Below are 14,892 nucleotides of genomic sequence, written 5' to 3'. Positions count from 1 at the left end.
GCCTTTTTGTTTGGTCATGGTCGTGTCTGTGCGATACTCAACGACCAACCAGTGAGCTGATTGAGTAGTAGGATAATAATGGACAATATCGACGTCAGAGGCGCGCGTACGCACAACCTCAAAAATATTAACGTGACCATCCCCCGTGATAAGCTAATTGTCATCACCGGCCTGTCTGGCTCAGGGAAGTCATCACTCGCTTTCGATACCTTGTATGCCGAAGGTCAACGTCGCTATGTTGAGTCTTTATCATCGTATGCGCGTCAATTTTTATCCTTGATGGAAAAACCCGATGTTGACCATATCGAAGGGCTGTCACCCGCCATCTCGATTGAGCAAAAGTCGACATCACATAACCCCCGCTCCACCGTTGGCACCATCACTGAAGTCTATGACTATCTGCGTTTGCTGTACGCCCGAGTGGGAGAGCCACGCTGCCCCACCCATGATGTCACCCTAGCGGCACAAACCATTAGCCAAATGGTGGATAAAGTGTTGGCCCTGCCTGAAGGCAGTAAGTTAATGCTGCTGGCACCGATTATCAAAAACCGAAAAGGTGAGCATGTAAAAACACTTGAAAACCTCGCTGCTCAAGGGTTTATTCGTGCGCGGATCAACGGCGAGGTGTGTGATCTGTCCGATCCACCCACGCTGGAGCTGCAAAAAAAACACACCATCGAAGTGGTGGTTGACCGATTTAAAGTACGCGACGATCAACAACAACGTTTAGCTGAATCCTTTGAAACCGCGCTCGAACTCACGGGTGGCAGTGCGGTCATCAGCTGGATGGACGGCGACGGTGAAGAAATCATTTTTTCTGCTAACTTTGCCTGCCCCCATTGTGGTTACAGCATGCAAGAGCTAGAGCCTCGCTTGTTCTCATTTAATAATCCCGCCGGTGCGTGTGGCACCTGTGACGGGTTAGGCGTTCAGCAGTACTTTGATCGCAAACGCGTGATTCAAAACCCTGCGGTCAGTCTCGCAGGTGGTGCGATCCGAGGCTGGGATCGTCGTAACTTTTATTACTTCCAAATGCTGCGTTCACTGTCTGAGCATTACGGTTTTGATCTAGAAACGCCCTGGCAAGATCTCTCCGGCACCATGCAAGATATACTTTTATATGGGTCGGGGCCGAAAGAGATCGAGTTTAAATACGTCAACGATCGTGGCGATATTCGCGTACGTAAGCATCCGTTTGAGGGGATCCTCAATAACATGGAGCGCCGTTATCGCGATACCGAGTCTAATGCAGTGCGCGACGAACTCGCCAAATATATTGCCACTAAGCCCTGCGCCAGCTGCGGTGGCTCGCGTTTACGTCAAGAAGCTCGACATGTTTTTATCGATAACCGTAACCTGCCAGAAATTTGTGAGCTCAGCATTCAGCAGGCGCTCGATTTCTTTGAACAACTGTCGCTTAGCGGCCAACGTGCAAAAATCGCCGAAAAGGTGATGAAAGAAATCCATGACAGGTTACGCTTTTTGGTCAATGTCGGGCTCAATTACCTTAACTTGTCACGTAGCGCCGATACCTTATCCGGGGGAGAAGCCCAACGCATTCGACTCGCCAGTCAAATTGGTGCTGGCCTTGTCGGTGTGATGTACGTATTGGATGAACCATCGATTGGCTTGCATCAACGAGATAACGCGCGCTTACTGGATACCTTGGAGCACTTGCGCGATCTGGGCAATACCGTGATGGTGGTTGAACATGATGAAGACGCTATTCGTGCCGCGGATTACATTATCGATATAGGCCCAGGCGCGGGCGCGCACGGCGGCGAGATCGTGGCAGAAGGCAGCCTTGACGATATTCTTGCCAGTGAGCATTCACTTACCGGGCAGTATCTTTCTGGCAAACAAGCGATTGCGGTGCCAGCACAACGGATACCGCGCGATCCCAACAAGATGTTGACGCTCAAAGGTGCAACCGGAAATAACCTCAAAAATGTGGATCTGCACTTACCTGTCGGCTTACTCACTTGTGTCACGGGCGTGTCGGGATCTGGAAAATCAACCCTCATCAACGATACCTTCTTTAAAGTCGCCCACCAGCAATTAAACGGTGCCACGACCGCGGATCCTGCGCCGTATGCCGAGATTGATGGCCTAGGACACTTTGATAAGGTTATCGACATCGATCAAAGCCCTATTGGCCGTACGCCGCGCTCAAATCCCGCCACTTACACTGGGATCTTTACCCCGATTCGTGAACTGTTTGCCGGCACACAAGAAGCACGGGCACGAGGCTACAAGGTGGGTCGCTTTAGTTTTAACGTACGCGGTGGCCGCTGTGAGGCCTGTCAAGGCGATGGGGTCATCAAAGTAGAAATGCACTTTTTGCCGGATGTGTATGTCCCTTGTGATGTGTGTAAGGGCAAACGCTACAACCGCGAGACACTTGAAGTACGCTATAAAGGCAAAACCATCGATGAAGTCCTGGCAATGACAGTGGAAGACGCGCGTGAATTCTTTGATGCAGTGCCAGCCATTAAGCGTAAGCTGCAAACCTTGATGGATGTTGGCTTGAGCTATGTGCGCCTAGGCCAAGCGGCGACGACCCTGTCTGGCGGTGAAGCGCAACGGGTGAAGTTAGCCCGAGAGCTGTCCAAACGCGATACCGGTAAAACCTTATATATTCTTGATGAGCCAACCACAGGGTTACACTTTCATGATATTCAACAACTGCTCAATGTTCTGCACCGCCTACGTGAGCAAGGGAATACTATTGTAGTTATTGAACATAATTTAGATGTGATCAAGACGGCCGACTGGATCATCGATCTGGGGCCTGAGGGCGGCAATGGCGGGGGTGAAATCATCGCCCAAGGCACACCGGAATCGATTGTCGATGTGGTCGGCAGCCACACGGCCCACTTCCTCAAGCCAATGTTGGAGCGATAATGACGTTAGTGCTGCCGCCTAGTCGTGTCATACGCAAGCCGTTGACGGTGCCCTTTTTGGTGACCTTAACGGTATTGTGGCTGATTTGTCTGCCTCTTTACTCGGTTGCTCTGCCGCTGGTAGGCATACGTCACCCGGCGGCGGCGCTATCATTACTCACCTTGGCATTTGCGCTTGGGTTCGCCAGTTTGGAGGTTATCCGTCAACACACATGGCGAGCCACTCGGCTGACCGGCACATTGGCACTTGCGACCTGCTTGGCGATGATGCCCTATTTTTATCCGCAGGCACTGGGCCACAATAGTGGCTATGCGCTCATCGTTTTAGCGCTAAGCTTTGGCTTTTTCTCAGCCCTACAGCAGTTTATTTTTAATCACGCCCAACGACAAAAACTACTGGCCGTCTTATTGTTGGCCTCCTGGTTAGCGGTATTGTCGGTATTAGGGAACCAGCCTCCGCCGGGCATGGCACCCTTTATGTTTGATCAATGGGTCCCTCACCTCCCTCCAGCCGTGACTCACACCTTATTGTTAACCGGAGTCACGCTCGCCGCCTACATTTTGGCCAGAGAGCCCAGTGGTCGATATCGCCACCCGGTTAGCCAAGGCTTACTCGCGTTAACACCGCTCGTGTTGATTCCGATATTGGCGATGCAAGAGCAACCCTTACTGTTGCTATTCGCCCTGTGTGCGATTGGCTTACAACAAGTGTATTTAGCCCGGTTTGCCTCGCGACGCCAGCATCGTATGTGGATGATCGCTATCTCGGCAGGGGCATTTTTGGCGGTATTTGGTCTCAGTGGTCAAGACAACTGGCACTGGCTCACCGCCGACGATCAGCGCGCACTTATGCTGGCGTGGCAGCAATGGCAAATGACGCCATTTTTTGGAGTGGGCATGGGCAATGGTCAGTCAACGTTGCTATTACTGTCTGCCTCACAACCGAATCATTCCGGCCCGGTGACCTTACCCAGTGCTTTAATCCTGTGGCTCCTTGAAGGGGGGCTCGTTGTCGCCTGCGGCTATCTTGTGGTGTTGGCCGCGCTAACACTTCGTATTCTACGTGCACCGTCAGGAACACGTAGAATATTGATCGCCTTAGTATTGCCACCACTGACCGGCCTGATGATTTATCCAGCCAGTGGCACACAGTGGTTTAACGGGGTATTGTTATTGATTTGGTTATATTGGTTAGACAACTTAACCAGTCGATATCGTCGTTATCCCGTGTTTTCACACCGTTATAGTCAGCGTGTCGCGAGCCGTAGTGTGATCATGGCGCTGGTGCTCGTGACCTTACTGAGCTTGTCATCCGTTTACCTCGCCAATCGCTATCTGCGTGATTCCTTATTAAGTTCGCAGCGTTTTACCTTGTATCAGCAACACCCATGGTGGCAGCAAAAACTGCACCGCGCGCAACAAGACCGTCACTTTCAAGCGAATTTGGCGCACTTATCTGACGTAGCACGCCACCAGCACTTGGATGATTTACTGCGTCAAGTCGCGCAACGCCCACGCTTTTCGGGCTATCAGCATGCGTATCAGGTTGCGTTACAAATTGGTGATCAGCAACGCGCACGCGATATTCAACAAGAAGCGCGCTATTTATACCCGCAAGCAAGCAAAGTATGGACCACTCGCCATACCTTGCCCGATACCTTAACGCCTTAACGTAACGCGTTTTCTAACGCTTTCAGACACAGCGCCACATTCTCATGCCGTGCCCCGTAGCCCATTAAGCCAATGCGCCACGCTTTACCGGCGAGATCGCCTAAGCCGGCACCAATTTCGAGGTTATAGGTCGTGAGCAGGTGCTGACGTACTGCCGCATCGTCCACACCATCCGGAATAGTGACCGCGTTAAGCTGCGGCAAACGGTAAGGCTGATCAACCACAAAAGTGATACCGAGCTCATCCAGCCCTGCTTTGAGGTGTTGATGCATGTCTTGATGACGTTGCCATGCATGCTCAAGCCCTTCTTGATAGAGCCGCAATAACGACTCATGCAAGGCATACAAACTATTGACCGGCGCGGTATGGTGATAGCTGCGTTTCCCTTCTCCGCTCCAATAACCAAGCACCAGGCTTTGATCGAGAAACCAACTTTGTACCTTGTGGGTTCGCGATTGCATTTTAGCCACAGCACGCGGTGAGAAGGTGACAGGCGATAAGCCAGGGACACATGACAAACATTTTTGGCTACCGGAATACACGGCATCGAGCTGCCACTCATCGACTTTCAATGGCACGCCACCGAGTGAAGTCACGGCGTCGACAATGGTTAAGCAACCATGCTCCCGCGCCAATCTCGCCAGTGTTTGCGCATCCGAACAAGCGCCGGTTGAGGTTTCAGCATGGACAAACGCAAGCGTGCTGGCATCCGGATGGGCTTTCAACGCAGCCTCAACGTTTTCTGGACTAACAGGGGCACCCCAGGCATCGTCGACCATCACTGCTGTCGCGCCGCAACGCTCGACATTTTCCCGCATACGATCGCCAAACACACCATTGCGACAGACAATCACTTTTTCACCCGGTTCAACTAAGTTGACAAAGCAAGCTTCCATCCCGGCACTGCCTGGCGCCGAAATCGCCAGGGTAAAAGGGTTGTCGGTTTGAAACGCATATTGAAGCAGTTGTTTGACTTCATCCATCATCGCGATAAACAAAGGGTCAAGGTGTCCGACAGTCGGACGGCTGAGTGCCTGTAGCACTGCAGGATAAATATCAGAGGGGCCCGGGCCCATTAACGTGCGAGCCACGGGCTGAAAAGATTGAATCTCGGAAATTGAACGTGCCATAACCTTTCCTTGTTGTTGGTACACACAGATGACCGTTATAGCATATTTTTTCGCCATATCCCTATTGCCTGGCATGTGAACTGTGTGATCGCTGGACAATTTTGCCAAGGCACTGATCGTGACCAAAAGGCTGTTGACACCCTGTCATCTCGCCCGTAATGTAAATGCTGTTCACGGGATAACCAACCCGGGACTGAACATGCAGAAGAGGTGCATTTCTCAGGCAGTTATCATGCGGAGCCCCACTCCAAGGTATGATAATCAGGGGAGACAATGCCGAGGTGGCGTAAGCTTGGGGGCGAAACGCTGCCGGCCTAGGAGGCTGAATCCTTCAGGCTGTCACTTGTCATCCCTACAGGAAGACAGGTGGAGCGCTTCTGGCAGTCCATGCCTGCCGTTTGCTCTTCCTTCTTTTTTGCGGTCCCTACCGCGGTCACGATGTGACTTCTGATGTTCCCCATAATGAATTGATTAAGACCCATTTGTATGATGAGAGGGGAAAAGGACGTGAACCCATTACCACCGATTTCGGTCGCTAAGTTTGGCGGGACGAGCGTTGGCACTATCGATGCCATGCAACAAAGCGCTGATGTTATCGAGCAAAACCCACATACCCGCTTTGTGGTGATCAGTGCGTGCGCAGGCGTCACCAATCACTTGGTTGCACTGGCACAAGGGATCAACGACCCACAAGTCCGTCAAGACAAACTGGTTGCCATCACCGCTATCCATCAAGCGATATTAAACGCGCTTCCCGCTTGCCAGGACACGCAAACAGCAGTCGATGACTGGCACCAAACGATTGCCGACTATGCAAATACCGCAGCATCTGCTCCCAGTACAGCGTTAACGGATGCGTTGGTCGCTTGTGGTGAGCTCATCTCAACCTATATTTTTACTCACTTGCTCAATAGCCGAGGCATGGCCACGGTGAGGGCCGATGCGCGAGCGTTATTGCGCACCGATAGTCACTTCGGCTGTGCCCAACCGGATCGACAACAAACCAAGATACAGTGCCAGAACCAATTACTCCCCCGCTTAGCGACGCATTTAGTGGTCACGCAAGGGTTTATCGGTGCTGATGCGAACGGACACACCACCACCTTAGGCCGCGGCGGTAGTGACTACAGTGCCGCGCTATTCGCCGAGGCGATCGGAGCAGAAAGCTTGGCCATCTGGACCGATGTCCCCGGGATTTATACCACCGATCCACGGGTGACTGATCGTGCTCGTCCTATCAGTGAAATTAGCTTTAGCGAAGCCTCGGAAATGGCTACCTTTGGTGCCAAGATCCTCCATCCATCGACGTTAGTGCCCGCGGTACGCCAGCATATCCCGGTATTTGTCGGCGCGGCGAGAGCCCCCGAACAAGGCGGTACCTGGATCCGTGAGCAAGCACACTCAGCGCCGCTGTTTCGTGCCGTAGCCCTCAGGCGCAACCAGACCATGGTGACACTAACCAGCTTAAACATGTTTCATGCTTGTGGTTTTTTGGCCAAGGTGTTTGAGATCTTGGCGCGCTTTAAAATCTCAGTTGATTTAATCACGACCTCGGAGGTCAGTGTTTCTCTGACGCTGGATCAACCCCATACCCAGGGTGACGCACCGCAGCTGCCGGAGGCTGCCATCGCCGAGCTCACGCAGTTATGTCAGGTAGAGATCTGTGCGAATCTAGCGGTTGTTGCGCTGATCGGTAACGAGATGAATCACACACCGGGCGCGACAGCGCCGGTATTTAGTGCGCTTGCTCAATATAAACTGCGCATGATTTGCTATGGTGCCAGCAATCACAATGTCTGTATGGTGGTCGACGATCACGACGCGACCCATGTCGTACAGCGGTTACACGCTGACTTATTTGAGTAAAAAAAGGCCAGCACATGTGATGTGCTGGTCTTTTTTCATTAGGCGTTTAAGTTTGGCCCGAGCCATTTTTCCGCGTCTTTGCTGCTCCACTCTTTGCGCGCCGCATAACTGTCACGTTGATCATTTTGAATCTTCGCCACCGCAAAGTAGCGTGATTCAGGATGTGAGAAATACCACCCTGACACAGATGCACCTGGCCACATGGCATAGCTTTCGGTGAGTGTCATGCCCGTATGCGCTTCTACCGAGAGCAACTGCCAAATTTTTCCTTTCTCGCTGTGCTCAGGGCAGGCAGCATAACCCGGAGCCGGCCGGATCCCTTGGTATTGCTCCCGGATCAAGGCGTCGTTATCGAGCGTCTCATTGGGCGCATAGCCCCACAATGAGATCCGAATTTGCTGGTGCAGGTATTCTGCAAAGGCTTCTGCTAATCGATCGGCGACCGCTTGGATCATGATCGCGTTGTAATCATCCCCTGCAACTTTATAACTTTCCGCCAAGGCATACTCGCCAATGCCGCCTGTCACCGCAAACGCACCAATCCAATCAGGCTGACCACTGCTCTTCGGCGCGATAAAGTCCGACAAGCAATAATTGGCGCCACGTGGCTTTTTGGTTTGCTGACGTAAATGGTTTAGTACTGTGCCCACCGTTTGCCGTGATGCGTCAGTATACACCTCGATATCGTCCTCTAGGCTGTTGGCAGGAAAGACACCACACACCCCTTTTGCGGCGATCAATCCTTCGTGCTCAAACCGGTCGAGCCAACCATTAGCGTCTTCATACAAACGGCGTGCTTCTTCACCCACCAGCTCGTGGTCTAAAATCGCTGGGAATTTGCCGCTCAGGGACCAGGTCATAAAGAAAGGGGTCCAATCGATATACTGACGTAATGTCCCTATCGAGACATCATCGTAAACATGGACGCCCGGCCTCGCCGGCTGGGGCGGCGTGTAATGGGCCCAATCGGTTTGCCATTTGTTTGCCCTTGCCGCGTCCAGGGTGACAGGCGGAGTGCGGGGTGTCTTGCGTTGGTGCTGCTCTCGTACTGACACATACTCTTTTTGTAAGCGCGCCACAAAGTCTGAACATTGAGCCGGCGATAATAGCGATGCACAAACGCCAACGGCACGTGACGCATTCGACACATACACCACAGGAGCCTGGTAGTGCTGCTCTATTTTCACCGCGGTATGCGCTTTGGACGTCGTCGCACCACCAATCAACAGCGGAATATCAAACCCTTGCCGTTCCATTTCTTTGGCGACATTCACCATTTCATCCAACGACGGCGTGATAAGGCCTGACAAACCAATAATGTCGACTTGCTCCTCGCGCGCCACTGACAGGATTTTATCGGTCGGCACCATCACGCCGAGATCAATAATCTCGAAGTTATTGCATTGCAGCACCACGCCGACAATGTTTTTGCCAATGTCATGCACGTCGCCTTTTACGGTGGCAAGTAAGATCTTGCCATTGGTCTGCCCTTGCTGCTTTTCAGCGTTGATATAAGGTTCAAGATAGGCCACGGCTTGTTTCATCACCCGCGCCGATTTCACCACTTGCGGCAGGAACATCTTGCCTTCGCCAAATAAGTCTCCCACCACATTCATGCCCGCCATTAGTGGGCCTTCTATCACTTCCAACGGTTTACTCGCCGCCGCTCGAGCTAGCTCAGTATCTTCAACAATAAATTCGGTAATGCCTTTAACCAGTGCATGTTCAAGCCGTTTATCCACTGGCCAACTGCGCCACTCCGCGGTTTCTGCCACTTCGTTTTCACCGCGGTCGCGGTAGCTGTCCGCCAACGCCAGTAAACGTTCCGTGGCACCATCGTCTTTGTTAAGCACCACATCTTCCACCGCCACACGCAGCGATTCAGGCAAATCATCATAAATGGCTAACTGGCCGGCATTGACGATGCCCATGTCCATACCGTTTTTAATGCAATGGTAGAGAAACACCGCATGGATCGCCTCACGCACTGGGTTGTTTCCGCGAAACGAAAAAGACACGTTAGACACGCCACCTGAAATCATGGCATGCGGCAGGGTTTGTTTGATATCTGCGACCGCGTTGATGAAGTCGACCGCGTAGTTATTATGCTCATCAATGCCGGTGGCCACCGCGAAGATATTAGGATCAAAGATAATGTCTTCCGGCGGGAAGCCGACTTGGTCAACCAGCAGGTGATACGCGCGCGTGCAAATCTCGACTTTACGTTCACGTGTATCAGCCTGGCCTTGCTCATCAAACGCCATCACAATCACAGCGGCACCGTATCGACGGACTAAGTGGGCTTGTTGAATAAACGCGGCTTCCCCCTCTTTAAGAGAAATTGAGTTCACAATCCCTTTACCTTGGATACACTTCAGTCCGGCTTCAATGATCTCCCACTTTGAGGAGTCAATCATCACCGGTACCCGAGCAATATCGGGCTCAGCCGCACACAGATTGAGAAAACGTACCATGGCTTGCTGTGCATCCAACATGCCCTCATCCATATTGATATCGATGATTTGCGCCCCGTTTTCCACTTGCTGTAACGCCACCTCAAGCGCTTCGTCGTATTGTTCTTCGACGATTAAACGCTTAAAACGCGCCGACCCAGTGACATTGGTGCGCTCCCCCACGTTCACGAACAGGCTTTCAGCATTAATAGTCAGCGGTTCTAGCCCTGATAGTCGACATGCCACAGACTGAGAGGGGCGCGCACGGGGGGCATGTTTCGCCACCACTTCGCTGATCGCTTGAATATGCTCGGGCGTGGTACCACAGCACCCACCCACCAAGTTAATAAAGCCAGAAGCGGCCCATTCGTCGATATGTTTTGCCATGTCTTCAGGCGAGAGATCGTATTCGCCAAACGCATTGGGTAAACCGGCATTGGGATGAACCGAAACAAATCCTTCGCAGATCTCACTGAGCTCTTTGACGTACTGACGCAATTCGGCTGGCCCCAGCGCACAGTTCAAACCAAAAGAAAGCGGTTCGACGTGGCGTAAAGAGTGATAAAACGCCGCGGTGGTTTGCCCAGAGAGCGTACGACCAGACGCATCGGTGATGGTGCCAGAGATCATAATGGGTAAGCGCACACCTCGGGCATCAAAGACTTTTTCAACAGCAAAGGCACAGGCTTTCGCGTTCAAGGTATCAAAGATGGTTTCCAACATGATGAGATCAACACCACCATCCATCAACGCCTCAGTGGACTCCGCATACCCCTCAACCAATTGATCAAAGGTGACATTACGAAAGCCAGGATCGTTCACATCTGGAGAGATAGAGCAAGTGCGATTCGTGGGTCCGAGAACCCCAGCAACAAAGCGTGGTTTTTCTGGGGTTTTCGCCGTCCAGTGGTCAGCCACGTCGCGAGCAAGACGCGCAGCAGCTAAATTTATCTCCGCACTGATGGCCTGCATGTCGTAATCGGCCATGGCTATCTGGGTCGCGTTGAACGTATTGGTTTCTATGATGTCCGCGTCCGCGGCCAGATAGTCGCTGTGTAACGCTGCTATTTTTTCAGGCTGCGTCAGTACCAAAAGGTCATTGTTACCTTTCACATCACAATGCCAGTCTTTAAAGCGTGCGCCGCGGTAATCGGCTTCGCCGAGTCCTAAGCCTTGGATCATGGTGCCCATACCGCCATCGATCACCAAAATACACTTAGAGAGACGCTGTGTTAATCGATCCATTCTTACCCCGTGATATCACCATCCTGATTGCGATAGTTTTATCCTACCACAGCCATTTTGGAAATCTAGACGTCTATAAATATCGATTAATTTTGATCTATTTCAATTCAGCTGTTCGTTTTGAGCGCAATTTCTATTAATATTTTGTAACTCTTTCATTCCTCGTCGTACTAGGAAGCTGCATGTCTACCTACGCAATCCTCAGTTTCATGGCTGCTGCTGCCATCTTTATCGCCTTTATTAATAGTAAAATCAGCCGAGTACAAACGACTATCGCGATCACTGCAAGCTCTCTACTCCTTTCTCTTTTGATCGTGATCGCCGGTCAATACCAAGCCATTCCGTTAAAGGCGATGGCGGAGCAAATATTGACCGATATCCACTTTGATGCCTTTTTACTCAAAGGCGTACTCGGTTTCCTTTTATTCGCGGGCGGTATTGGTGTCAAGCTTCCCCATTTCTCTGATCAAAAATGGGAAATCACCACCCTCGTCCTCGGCGGCCTGTTGGTCTCTGTCTCGCTGGTTGGTGCCGGTATTTGGGGCGTCTTCCAACTGATCGGCATTCCTTTTGATTTTATCTATTGTTTATTGTTTGGGGCGCTGATTTCTCCAACCGATCCCATCGCGGTGTTGGCCATTGTTAAGCGGCTACAGGCACCTAGGCGGATCACCACCCAAATCGAGGGAGAGTCACTGTTTAACGACGGGGTCGGGATTGTTATTTTCGTGACGCTTTTTACCTTGGCGTTTGGCGACAGCGAGCCGACACTCGGTGGTACGATCGCATTGTTCTTACAAGAAGCTATCGGTGGGATTTTATACGGTCTGATATTGGGTTACCTGTTTCACCGTTTGATCTGCGCGACCAATGACCATTCCATGGAACTGCTACTGACATTGGCTATTCCTAGCGCGGGGTATGTGCTCGCCGATATGTTGCATGTTTCCGGGCCACTGGCGATGGTAGTATCTGGCATTATGATCGGTAACTGGACTCGCTTTATTGGCTTCTCCAAAGAGAGTGAGGATCATCTGGACCATTTTTGGGAATTGGTCGATGAGTTTTTGAATAGCTTACTGTTCTTATTGATCGGGGTCAGCCTGTTACAGATTAGCTTCCATAAGGAAGACTGGATCATTATGGCTGCAGTTGTGCCCGTTGTACTGTTCGCTCGTTATCTCAGTGTGAAAGCCTGCTATTTCGGCTTCAATCGCTTTCGTCAATACAACCCTTGGGCCGTTCGTATTTTGAGTTGGGGAGGCCTAAGAGGTGGGTTAGCCCTTGCCATGGCCATGGCAGTGCCGGCTGGTGTCATGGTCGTCCCGGAGAAGAATATCGACGTCCGTGAACTGATTTTAATCATGACTTATGCGGTGGTGGTTTTCTCTATTCTCGTACAAGGATCGACCATGACGGGAATGGTTGATAAAGCCAATACCGCTCAAAAGAAAATCGATAATCTCCGTGTATAAACACTCTTTGTCAACAAGGCGCCAATTAGGCGCCTTTTTTTATTCGTCGAGCGTAAAGTTAGATTGTGAAAATTCAGCCAGATTAAACGGCGTCAGCTGATACACGCAATAGTTCAACCAATTGGCAAAGAGTAAGTGCCCATGACTCCGCCAACTCACATAGGGGGGTTGAGACGGATCATCATCAGGATAATAGTTAATCGGGACGACAGGCTCCATCCCTTCTTCAAGATCGCGATGGTATTCATGATGCAGCGTATGTGAGTCATATTCGGGATGACCTGTCACAAACACATTACGTTTATCCTTGGTCGCCGCCAAGTAAGTGCCCGCTTGTGCTGAGGTGGCGAGAATATCGAGATCCGTGTGTTCGTCCAGAAAGCTTGGTGAAAAGTCAGCATACCGCGAGTGAGGGGCGAGAAAGCTATCATCAAACCCCCGCAATAAAGGATGCGTAGCCATTGCTTCATTAACCTGGTGCTGATAAACGCCAGATAACTTCTCTTTGCGCGTTTTTTTGGGTAAATCGTAAAGAAGCTTTAAACCCGCTTGAGCCGCCCAGCAAACGTAAAGGGTAGACGTAACATGCTGATGCGCCCAATTCATCACATCTTGCAAATGCTCCCAGTAAATCACATCTTCAAACTGCACCAAGCCCAATGGTGCCCCGGTGACGATAAGACCATCAAAGTTGCGTTCACGCACGGCTTCAAACTGGCGATAGAAGGTATCTAAGTGTTCCGTTGGCGTGTTTTTACTGGGTCGGTTATCAATACGTAAAAGCTCGACATCAACCTGTAAAGGGCTATTAGAGAGCAAGCGCATAAATTGCGTCTCGGTCTCAATTTTTTTGGGCATTAAGTTGAGTAACAACACCTTCAATGGGCGAATGTTTTGGCTCACCGCACGCGTCTGCGACATAACGAAAATGTTTTCTCGACGCAAAATATTGGTGGCGGGGAGCTGATCCGGGATTTTTATCGGCATCACTGCCTCCTGAAGATTTAAGATGTTTAGACGTCCAGATATCTAATAACATAACCCAGTGACCCATGAAGCTCAAGCAATAATCAACGCCCAGATATGCCCGAATAAGTAAGAATAGTGAAAGGGTAACAACACTAAACAAAAAGGTGAGGTAAAATGGAGCAGTCGGGGATATAAGAATAAGAAAGGAATGAAGTATTTTAAAGAACACTATAAACGAAAAAGCCCTCCGCGAATGCGGAGGGCTTAAAATAAGCTCTTGGCAGTGACCTACTCTCACATGGGGAGACCCCACACTACCATCGGCGCAGCAACGTTTCACTTCTGAGTTCGGCATGGGTTCAGGTGGTGCCGTTACGCTATGGCCGCCAAGAAAATTCTGGTGCTGATAGGCAGATTTGAACTGCCGACCTCACCCTTACCAAGGGTGCGCTCTACCAACTGAGCTATATCAGCAAAATCGTTATCAACGTTTTACTCGGTGTTTTGCCATCAAAGTCTTACATTTCATTGCTTTGATGCTTAAATGTTTGCTAACTAAAGCCTAATACTAAGCGCTAATTAGATTATCTTGTTTGATGCGATGAGGATTTTGAATCGAGACGCGCAGTGTATGCCAATACATGAGCATCGCAGATATCAAAAGCATCGAGCTATCAACAAGATAAGCAATGAGAGCCTGGCGATGTCCTACTCTCACATGGGGANTTAGATTATCTTGTTTGATGCGATGAGGATTTTGAATCGAGACGCGCAGTGTATGCCAATACATGAGCATCGCAGATATCAAAAGCATCGAGCTATCAACAAGATAAGCAATGAGAGCCTGGCGATGTCCTACTCTCACATGGGGAGACCCCACACTACCATCGGCGCTGCTTCGTTTCACTACTGAGTTCGGCATGGGATCAGGTGGGTCCAAAGCGCTATGGTCGCCAAGCAAAATTTGGTGTGTCTTCACTTTTTCAGTCAAAACACGTATCTAGAAAGCTGTTCGTTCTCGCCACAATCAACTGGCTTATTTCGAGTCCAACCCAAAACCTCTTGGGTGTTGTATGGTTAAGCCGCACGGGCAATTAGTACAGGTTAGCTCAACGCCTCACAGCGCTTACACACCCTGCCTATCAACGTCGTAGTCTACGACAACCCTTTAGAGAGCTCG

At 50.8% G+C, this 14,892-nt stretch carries 7 protein-coding genes, 1 tRNA gene, 3 rRNA genes and 1 riboswitch; of the genes, 4 read left to right on the top strand and 7 right to left on the bottom strand.

Features of this window, described 5'->3' with window-relative positions; translation table 11 throughout:
• Positions 1–78: 78 nt before the first annotated feature.
• Together uvrA and BZG81_RS01225 are read left to right on the top strand one after the other, a co-directional pair.
• Complete coding sequence (gene uvrA, locus BZG81_RS01230) at positions 79–2,904, top strand: excinuclease ABC subunit UvrA (protein WP_077660158.1); 2,826 nt, start codon at positions 79–81, stop codon at positions 2,902–2,904.
• A complete protein-coding gene (locus tag BZG81_RS01225) occupies positions 2,904–4,574 on the top strand; it encodes a Wzy polymerase domain-containing protein (RefSeq protein ID WP_077660159.1) in 1,671 nt (556 codons plus the stop codon). Before uvrA ends, BZG81_RS01225 begins: the two co-directional genes overlap by 1 nt.
• Here BZG81_RS01225 and BZG81_RS01220 read toward each other — a convergent pair.
• A complete protein-coding gene (locus BZG81_RS01220; protein WP_021022711.1) occupies positions 4,571–5,704 on the bottom strand; it encodes a pyridoxal-phosphate-dependent aminotransferase family protein in 1,134 nt (377 codons plus the stop codon). The two genes, BZG81_RS01225 and BZG81_RS01220, sit on opposite strands and share 4 nt — an antisense overlap.
• A 197-nt stretch (positions 5,705–5,901) precedes the next feature.
• A riboswitch (Lysine riboswitch) is annotated at positions 5,902–6,089 on the top strand.
• A 104-nt stretch (positions 6,090–6,193) separates the two neighbouring features.
• Between BZG81_RS01220 and lysC the strand changes: the two genes are divergently transcribed.
• Positions 6,194–7,570: a lysine-sensitive aspartokinase 3 gene (gene lysC, locus BZG81_RS01215; RefSeq protein ID WP_443216214.1), complete on the top strand. Its 1,377-nt coding sequence runs from the start codon at positions 6,194–6,196 to the stop codon at positions 7,568–7,570.
• A gap of 38 nt (positions 7,571–7,608) precedes the next feature.
• Here lysC and metH read toward each other — a convergent pair whose 3' ends face one another.
• Entirely contained in the window at positions 7,609–11,268 is a 3,660-nt protein-coding gene (gene metH / locus BZG81_RS01210) for a methionine synthase (protein ID WP_077676582.1), read from the bottom strand.
• A 182-nt stretch (positions 11,269–11,450) separates the two neighbouring features.
• Between metH and BZG81_RS01205 the strand changes: the two genes are divergently transcribed.
• The gene (locus BZG81_RS01205) at positions 11,451–12,743 is read left to right on the top strand and encodes a cation:proton antiporter (RefSeq protein ID WP_077676581.1); all 1,293 of its coding nucleotides are present in this window, start codon (positions 11,451–11,453) and stop codon (positions 12,741–12,743) included.
• Positions 12,744–12,782: 39 nt separating this feature from the next.
• Here BZG81_RS01205 and metA read toward each other — a convergent pair whose 3' ends face one another.
• The 5 genes from metA to BZG81_RS01175 form a co-directional block, all read right to left on the bottom strand.
• Positions 12,783–13,730 carry a homoserine O-acetyltransferase MetA gene (gene metA, locus BZG81_RS01200; RefSeq protein WP_077676580.1) on the bottom strand — a complete coding sequence of 316 codons (948 nt, stop codon included), beginning with the start codon at positions 13,728–13,730 and terminating at the stop codon, positions 12,783–12,785.
• A gap of 257 nt (positions 13,731–13,987) precedes the next feature.
• A 5S ribosomal RNA gene (gene rrf, locus BZG81_RS01195) occupies positions 13,988–14,103 on the bottom strand.
• A 7-nt stretch (positions 14,104–14,110) separates the two neighbouring features.
• Positions 14,111–14,186, bottom strand: a tRNA-Thr gene (locus BZG81_RS01190).
• 368 nt (positions 14,187–14,554) lie between these two features.
• Positions 14,555–14,670: ribosomal RNA gene (gene rrf, locus BZG81_RS01180) — 5S ribosomal RNA — on the bottom strand.
• A 115-nt stretch (positions 14,671–14,785) separates the two neighbouring features.
• Positions 14,786–14,892: ribosomal RNA gene (locus tag BZG81_RS01175) — 23S ribosomal RNA — on the bottom strand; the annotation flags it as partial.

The organism is Salinivibrio sp. MA607, assembly GCF_001996245.1.
Taxonomy (GTDB): Bacteria; Pseudomonadota; Gammaproteobacteria; order Enterobacterales; family Vibrionaceae; genus Salinivibrio; species Salinivibrio costicola.
This window is presented reverse-complemented; position numbering and strand designations above follow the sequence as displayed.

Bases quoted from the DNA above. Each gene is read 5' to 3' on its own strand.
- uvrA (WP_077660158.1), top strand. From the start codon at position 79: ATGGACAATATCGACGTCAGAGGCGCGCGTACGCACAACCTCAAAAAT.
- BZG81_RS01225 (WP_077660159.1), top strand. From the start codon at position 2,904: ATGACGTTAGTGCTGCCGCCTAGTCGTGTCATACGCAAGCCGTTGACG.
- BZG81_RS01220 (WP_021022711.1), bottom strand. From the start codon at position 5,704: ATGGCACGTTCAATTTCCGAGATTCAATCTTTTCAGCCCGTGGCTCGC.
- lysC (WP_443216214.1), top strand. From the start codon at position 6,194: ATGAGAGGGGAAAAGGACGTGAACCCATTACCACCGATTTCGGTCGCT.
- metH (WP_077676582.1), bottom strand. From the start codon at position 11,268: ATGGATCGATTAACACAGCGTCTCTCTAAGTGTATTTTGGTGATCGAT.
- BZG81_RS01205 (WP_077676581.1), top strand. From the start codon at position 11,451: ATGTCTACCTACGCAATCCTCAGTTTCATGGCTGCTGCTGCCATCTTT.
- metA (WP_077676580.1), bottom strand. From the start codon at position 13,730: ATGCCGATAAAAATCCCGGATCAGCTCCCCGCCACCAATATTTTGCGT.